Origin of the sequence: Luteimonas salinisoli, assembly GCF_013425525.1 — a bacterium.
Lineage (GTDB): Bacteria > Pseudomonadota > Gammaproteobacteria > Xanthomonadales > Xanthomonadaceae > Luteimonas > Luteimonas salinisoli.
In genome coordinates, this window is record NZ_JACCKA010000039.1 from 1 (window position 1) to 6,586 (window position 6,586).

Genomic DNA, 6,586 nt, shown 5'->3' on the forward strand with positions numbered 1-6,586 from the left:
CCGCCGTGGCGTTGCTGACCCTGGCGGCGCTGGGCGCGACCTTCGTGTGGACGCCCGGCTCCTCCGGGAGCGGCGCCGCGCCGCGCGGCATCGTCGCCGAGCCGCTGCCGCCAGCGCAGGCGCCCGCCGCCGTCTACGACCAGGACACCGCGCTGCTGACCCACCCCGACTTCGAACTGCTGGCCGTCGACGGCGGCGAGGCGGCGGCGCGCGATCCGGCCTTCCATGCCTGGCTGGCGGCGCTGCTCGAGCGCGGCGGGGAGAACGACGTTCCGCGTCCGCAGCGCGACGAGACCCCGGCCGATACCGACGAATCCTCGCTCGAGGCGGACGATGCGCCCTAGCCCCGTCGCCACTGCCGCCCTGGCGCTGCTGCTGGGCCTGCCGGCGGCGGCGCTGCCGCCGGCGCTGGAGCGCCAGCTCGCCGCGCTGCCGTCCGCCGAACGTGCCCGCCTGGTCGAGCGCCATGCCAGGCTGCGCGAGATGGCGCCGCAGGAGCGCGCCGCGCTGCGCCGGCGCATCGCCGACTGGGACGCCTTGCCGCGGCAGGAGCGCCGCGACCGGCGCGACGCCTGGGCCGCGTGGCAGGCGCTGCCCGAGTCCGAGCGCGAACGCCTGCGCGCGGCGGCGCGCGCCTATGCCGCACTGCCGCCAGAGCGGCAGCAGGCGCTGAACGAGCGCTATGCCGAACTCGACGACTACGAACGCACCGGCTGGCTGCTCGGGCCCGACCTCGGTGCAGACTGGCCGCAGCTGCACGGGTTGTTCGCGCTGGTGCCCGTCTCCGAGCGCGCCGCGCTGCTGGAGGCGCTGCGCGGGCTCGGCGTGCGCGCCCGCGCCGATCTGGCGATGCTGGCGCAACGCACGCCGCCGGAGGAGCGCGAGGCGCTACGCAGTTCGCTGCTGTCGGTGGCGCCGGAGAACCGCGCCGCCTGGCTGCGGCGCCAGGTCGGGCCGGCGCCCTGAGCCCTCGGCGCGCGCGTGCCGGCGACCGCGGCCGCCTGCGCGGCGCGTGTCCGCCGCCTCAGTCCGGGGACGCGTCGAGCACGCGCCGCCGCGCGCGGAACCTCTCGCCGAAGGCGGCCGCCCCTTCGGCGCGCATCCGCGCGGCATGCCCGTGCAGGTAGGCATCGAGCGCGGCGCGGTCGCGGAGCCGGTAGCGCACGCACAGGGCGTGCCAGCCGTCGGCGGGGAGCGGTTCGCGCACCGTCAGTACCTCGGCGTCGACGAAGCCCGGCAGCGCCAGCATCCGCTGCACGTGCCCGCTCAGCCATGGGCGGTACGCCGCGACGGCCTCGGGCGCGACCTCGATGTCGACTTCGTAGACCACCATCGCCGCTACATCCCCGCGAGCGCGTACAGGCCGGTGCCGAACGCGACGAACAGGAACATCAACAGATAGATCTGGCCGATGACGCAGTACTTGAGCAGGGTCATCCACCAGCCCTGCCGGTAGACGCGCTTCTGCATCCACAGCAGGTACAGGGGCATCGACGCCAGCAGCAGCCCCTGCAGCCAGCCGACGGGGCGGACCACCCACGGCAGGGCGGGCGCCAGCCAGCCGCCGAGCAGCGACAGTGCGAACACGACCAGCAGCGTGAGCATCAGGAACGCGTGGCTGTAGAGGCCGATCACCACGTGCTCGAGATAGCTGCGGCCGTGGAGCACGTAGAACAGCTTGAGCAGCGCCGCGAACAGCGGCACCAGGATGAACAGCGTCATCGGCGCCGCGCCGACCAGGGTGCGGGCCACGGCGGCGGCGCCGTCGCGGCGCGCCGAATAGGCCTCGAGGTTGCGCTCCAGACGCGCGCCGAAGCCGTTTTCGTCGCGCTCCGGCGGACCCTCGGTCGCGTCGGCGTCGCCGCCGGCCGCGTCCCGCTCGGCGCGCTGCAGCCGGCGCCGGCGGGTTTCGGCCTCGGCGTTCACCACCCGCTCGGCGGCGGCGATCATCGCGCGCGTGGCCGGCGGGGCGTCCGCGCCGAGCGCCGCGCGCTCGGCGGACAGGCGCTCCAGCTCGCGGTCGCGGAGCGCATCCACCGCCTCGAAAGTCGGCGCTGCGGCGAAGCCGGCGCGGTCCACCTCGTAGGCCGCCACCGCGCTGGTCTCGGTGGCTCTGGCCGCGTCCTGCGGCGCGAACGCATCGCCGATCGCGAGCTTGGCCACGAACACCGTCAGCAGGCTGAGGATCACGAACAGCCGCATCGGGGCGACGTAGCGGACCCGGTGGCCGGCGAGGTAGCGATTGGCCACCCGCCCCGGCACGAACAGTTCGCGCAGGGTGCGGAAGATGCGTCCGTCCAGGTGCCAGAACGATTCGAAGACTTCCTCGATCGCGTGCCCGAGGTGGCGGGTCGGGCTGTGCTCGGACTGGCCGCACAAGTGGCAGAAGCCGCCCTGCAGCGCGGTGCCGCAGTTCTCGCAGACGCGCAGCGGTGCGGGTGCGTCGGACGGCGGACTGGTGGCGGACATGGCGGATGTTCCCTGGCGTGCCGCGCACGGGCGGCATGCGTTCGAAGGCCTGGCCCACTAAGATAACGGGCCGCCACGACCCGGCGCCAGCGCCGACACCCGCTCGTCGCGGCCGCAGTCGGCATCGGACCTCCCTCATGTCCTCGTTCGCTCCCCCCGTGCCGCGCTTCGGCAGCGAAGTGCGTACCACCGCCGTGCTGGCCGGGCCGCTGGTGGCCGGCCATGTCGCCACCGGCATGATCGGCCTGGTCGACAGCATGATCGCCGGCCGCCACGGCACCACCACGCTGGCCGCGGTGTCGGTGGGCACGGCGATGTTCTGGCTGCCGATCATGATCCCGATGGGCACACTGATGGCGCTGCCGCCTTCGGTGTCGCAGCTCGACGGCGCCGGTCGCCGCCACGAGATCGGCGCGCTGTTCCGGCAGTCGCTGTGGCTGGGGCTGGCGCTGGGGCTGCTGTTGTTCGCTTTCATGACCCTGAGCGTGCACGCGCTCGCGCCGCTGGGCATCGCCGAGAGCATCCGCCCCGGTGCCGCGGCGTTCCTGCACGCGATCCGCTGGGGCGTGCCCGCGCTGACCCTCTACTACTGCCTGCGCTATCTCAGCGACGGGCTGCACTGGACGCTGCCGACGATGCTGTTCGGCTTCGGCGGCCTGCTGCTGCTGGTGCCGCTGGGGATCGTGCTCACCTTCGGCCTGTACGGCTTTCCCGAGCTCGGCGCCGCCGGGATCGGCTACGCCTCCTCGGTGATGCTGTGGGCGCAGGTCACGTGCTTCGCGCTCTATCTGGCGCGGGCGCGGCGCTTCGCCGACCTCGGCCTGTTCTCGCGCTTCGATCCGCCGCGCTGGGGGACGATCCGCGAGATGCTGCGCGTCGGCCTGCCGATCGGGGTGACGGTGGCGATGGAGGGCGGGCTGTTCATCGCCACCGCGCTGCTGATCGGCCGCCTCGGCGAAGTGCCGGCCGCGGCGCACCAGATCGCGATCAACGTCGCCGCGCTGTGCTTCATGGTGCCCTTCGGCCTGGCCGAGGCGACCACGGTGCGGGTCGGCCATGCGATCGGCGGCGGCCTGGGTGCGCCCGGGGTGCGCCGCGCCGCGTTCGCCGGACTGGCGCTGGTGCTGGTCACCCAGAGCCTGACCGGCATCGCCCTGCTGACCGGCAACGGCTTCATCGCCGGGCTCTACACCGGCGACGCGACGGTGGCGGCGCTGGCCGCCTCGCTGCTGCTGCTGGCGGCCGCGTTCCAGTTCCCGGACGGCATCCAGGTGCTCTCCGCCGGTGCGCTGCGCGGGCTGAAGGACACCCGCGTGCCGATGCTGCTGGCGGCGCTGGCCTACTGGGGCGTGGGGATGGCGCTGGGCGCCGGCCTGGGCCTGGGCCTGGGCTGGGGCCCGCGCGGGATGTGGATCGGCCTGATCGCCGGGCTCACCGTGGCGGCGCTGCTGCTGGGGCTGCGCTTCCTGCGCAGCAGCCGGCGCCTGGCGGGGACGCCCGGCACGGTGACCTCCGGCGCATGAAACCCTGCCGCCGCCGGGCTAAGCTGTGGCCAGACCCGATCTCTGTCCGGAGCACAATCCGATGAACGAACCGCGCCGTCGCGGTCCCGTTGCCCGCATCCTGGTGGGCATCTGGGACGCGATGAACTTCACCCGGCGGCTGGTGTTCAACCTGCTGTTCTTCGCCCTGCTGCTGTTCGTGCTGGCGGTGCTGGCGGCCGGCGATACCACCCGCCCGATGCTCGACCGCACCACCCTGGTGATCGCCCCGGAAGGGCGCATCGTCGAGCAGTACTCCACCGACCCGGCCTCGCGCGCGCTGGCGCGCATGCTCGGCGACAAGAGCGAGCCCGAGGTGCAGCTGCGCGATCTGTTGCGCGCGATCGAGGCTGCCGCCGAGGACGACAAGGTCGAGCGCGTGTACCTGCGCGTGGACCGGCTGCAGCCGTCCGGCATCGCCACCCTGCGCGAGGTGGCCGGCGCGCTGCGCGAGCTGCGCGGCGCCGGCAAGCAGATCGTCGCCTACGGCGAGGCGTTCTCGCAGGGCGCCTACCTGCTGGCGGCGCAGGCCGACGAGGTCTACATCGACCCGGTGGGCAGCGGCGTCGGCCTCGAGGGCTTCGCCAGCTACGGGCCGTACTTCGGCGAGGCGCTGCAGGACAAGCTCGGCGTCGACATCCACGTGTTCAAGGTCGGCGAGTACAAGTCGGCGGTGGAGCCGTACGTGCTCGACGCCGCCTCGCCCGAGGCCAAGCAGGCCGACCTGTACTGGCTCAACGACCTGTGGCAGCGGCACCTGGCCGACATCGGCGAGGCGCGCGGGCTGAGCGTGGAGCAGCTCGAGGCCGGCATCGACGGCATGGCAGACGGCGTGGCGGCGCTCGGCGGCGACCTGGCGCGCTACGCACTGGATCAGGGGCTGGTGGACGGCCTCAAGACCCGCCGCGAGGTCGAGGACCTGCTGGCCGAGCGCGGCGTCGCCGACGAGGACGCCGAAGCCGGCTTCCGCAGTCTCGACCTGCGCGACTACTTGGCGCACGTCGATCGCGGCCTGCCGCGCGCGCGCCGCCAGCAGCAGGTGGCGGTGGTGGTGGCCGAGGGCGCGATCAGCGACGGCATTCAGCCGCCGGGGAGCGTCGGCGGGGAGTCGACCGCGGCGCTGCTGCGCGAGGCGCTCGACGACGAACACGTGAAGGCGGTGGTGCTGCGGGTCAACTCGCCTGGCGGTTCCGCCTACGCCTCCGAGCAGATCAACCGCGAGGTCGAGGCGCTCAAGGCGGCCGGCAAGCCGGTGGTGGTGTCGATGGGCCACGTGGCCGCCTCGGGCGGCTACTGGATCAGCATGAACTCCGACCGCATCTATGCCGATCCCTCGACCATCACCGGTTCGATCGGGGTATTCGGGCTGTTCCCCAACATCACCCGCACCCTCGACCGGATCGGCGTGCACACCGACGGCGTCGGCACCACCCGGCTGGCCGGCGCGTTCGACATCACCCGGCCGCTGGAGCCGGACGTCGGCCGGTTGATCCAGGCCAGCGTGGAGCGGATCTACAACGACTTCGTGACCAAGGTGGCCGAGGGGCGCGGGGCGCAGCCGGCGGCGATCGACCGCGTCGCGCGTGGCCGGGTCTGGAGCGGCGCGCAGGCCAGGGACCGCGGCCTGGTGGACGAGCTCGGCGGCTTCCGCGACGCCATCGCCGACGCCGCGCGCCGTGCCGAGCTCGACCCGAAGAGCTATCGCGTGCGCTACATCGAGAAGGAGCCCTCGCCGTTCGCGAAGTTCATGGCCGACCTGGCGGGGACCCGCGCGGGGGCGGCGATGATGCGCGATGCCGGACTGGCGCAGTTGCTGCTGGCGCGCACGGTGCCCGAGCTCGAGCGCCACGCGCGCGTGTTCGAGCAGGCCCTGGCCAACGATCGCGGCGCCGCCGCCCGCGGCATGGCGTACTGCTTCTGCCCGGTGTTCTGAGCAGGCGCTCCATGGCGGTTCCGCGACGCCCGGCCCAGGCCGGGCGTCGCGCGTTGCGCCGCGGCTCAGCGGCGCACGTCGAGAGGCTCCTCGCGCGCGCAGGCGGCGATCTCTTCGGCGGATGCGAGGTGCATGTCGCCGGGCTGCGAATGCTTGAGGCAGGCAGCGACCAGCCCGAAGCGCAGCGCCTCGTCGTCGCCCATGCCGGTCAGCAGGCCGTGCAGCAGTCCGGCGGCGAAGGCGTCGCCGGCGCCGATGCGGTCGACGATGCCCTCCAGCGCACGCGGCGGCGCGCGCCGCACCTCGCCGTCGCGGGTCGCCATCAGCGCGCCGAGCGAATGCCGGTCGACGCTGTGCTGGGTGCGCAGCGTGGTGGCGATGCGCTGCAGCCGCGGGAACGCGGCGAAGGCGCGCGCGGCGGCGGCGATGATGCGCGCCTCGTGGCCGTCCGTCGCCTCCGCGGCGGGGTCGTCGCCGAGCGCCACGGCGATGTCGCGATGGTCGGCGAAGGCGAGGTCGGCCTCGGCCAGCAGCTGGCGCAGGATCGCCGCCGGGTCGGCGTCCCAGGCGGCCCACAGCCGCGGCCGGAAGTTGCCGTCGAAGGACACCAGCGCGCCGGCCGCGCGGCCGGCGCGGGCGGCGG

Annotated in this window: 7 protein-coding genes; 4 read left to right on the forward strand and 3 right to left on the reverse strand. The window is 74.0% G+C overall.

Annotated elements, in window-relative coordinates; all coding sequences use genetic code 11:
• Positions 1-344: hypothetical protein (locus tag H0E84_RS05295; protein WP_219339605.1), on the forward strand; the 344-nt coding region annotated here is incomplete at its 5' end.
• A complete protein-coding gene (locus H0E84_RS05300) occupies positions 334-966 on the forward strand; it encodes a DUF3106 domain-containing protein (protein WP_180677597.1) in 633 nt (210 codons plus the stop codon). The genes H0E84_RS05295 and H0E84_RS05300, both read left to right, overlap by 11 nt.
• 58 nt (positions 967-1,024) lie before the next feature.
• Here H0E84_RS05300 and H0E84_RS05305 read toward each other — a convergent pair whose 3' ends face one another.
• The gene (locus tag H0E84_RS05305) at positions 1,025-1,333 is read right to left on the reverse strand and encodes a DUF4286 family protein (protein ID WP_180677598.1); all 309 of its coding nucleotides are present in this window, start codon (positions 1,331-1,333) and stop codon (positions 1,025-1,027) included.
• Positions 1,334-1,338: 5 nt separating this feature from the next.
• On the reverse strand, positions 1,339-2,469 hold the full coding sequence (locus tag H0E84_RS05310) for a DUF3667 domain-containing protein (protein WP_180677599.1): 1,131 nt from the start codon (positions 2,467-2,469) through the stop codon (positions 1,339-1,341).
• Between the two features lie 137 nt (positions 2,470-2,606).
• On the opposite strand from H0E84_RS05310, the gene H0E84_RS05315 reads away from it, so the two are divergent.
• Entirely contained in the window at positions 2,607-3,992 is a 1,386-nt protein-coding gene (locus tag H0E84_RS05315; RefSeq protein WP_180677600.1) for an MATE family efflux transporter, read from the forward strand.
• Positions 3,993-4,053: 61 nt separating this feature from the next.
• Positions 4,054-5,943 (forward strand): signal peptide peptidase SppA, encoded by a 1,890-nt coding sequence (sppA, locus tag H0E84_RS05320; protein ID WP_180677601.1) that lies wholly within the window; start codon positions 4,054-4,056, stop codon positions 5,941-5,943.
• Positions 5,944-6,008: 65 nt separating this feature from the next.
• On the opposite strand, the gene H0E84_RS20395 is transcribed toward sppA, so the two are convergent.
• A partial coding sequence (locus H0E84_RS20395) for a PfkB family carbohydrate kinase (RefSeq protein ID WP_257644082.1) occupies positions 6,009-6,586 on the reverse strand: 578 nt, incomplete at its 5' end.

What these genes read in the sequence shown, in the direction of transcription:
- H0E84_RS05300 (WP_180677597.1), top strand. Translation starts at nt 334, where the DNA reads ATGCGCCCTAGCCCCGTCGCCACTGCCGCCCTGGCGCTGCTGCTGGGC.
- H0E84_RS05305 (WP_180677598.1), bottom strand. Translation starts at nt 1,333, where the DNA reads ATGGTGGTCTACGAAGTCGACATCGAGGTCGCGCCCGAGGCCGTCGCG.
- H0E84_RS05310 (WP_180677599.1), bottom strand. Translation starts at nt 2,469, where the DNA reads ATGTCCGCCACCAGTCCGCCGTCCGACGCACCCGCACCGCTGCGCGTC.
- sppA (WP_180677601.1), top strand. Translation starts at nt 4,054, where the DNA reads ATGAACGAACCGCGCCGTCGCGGTCCCGTTGCCCGCATCCTGGTGGGC.
- H0E84_RS05315 (WP_180677600.1), top strand. Translation starts at nt 2,607, where the DNA reads ATGTCCTCGTTCGCTCCCCCCGTGCCGCGCTTCGGCAGCGAAGTGCGT.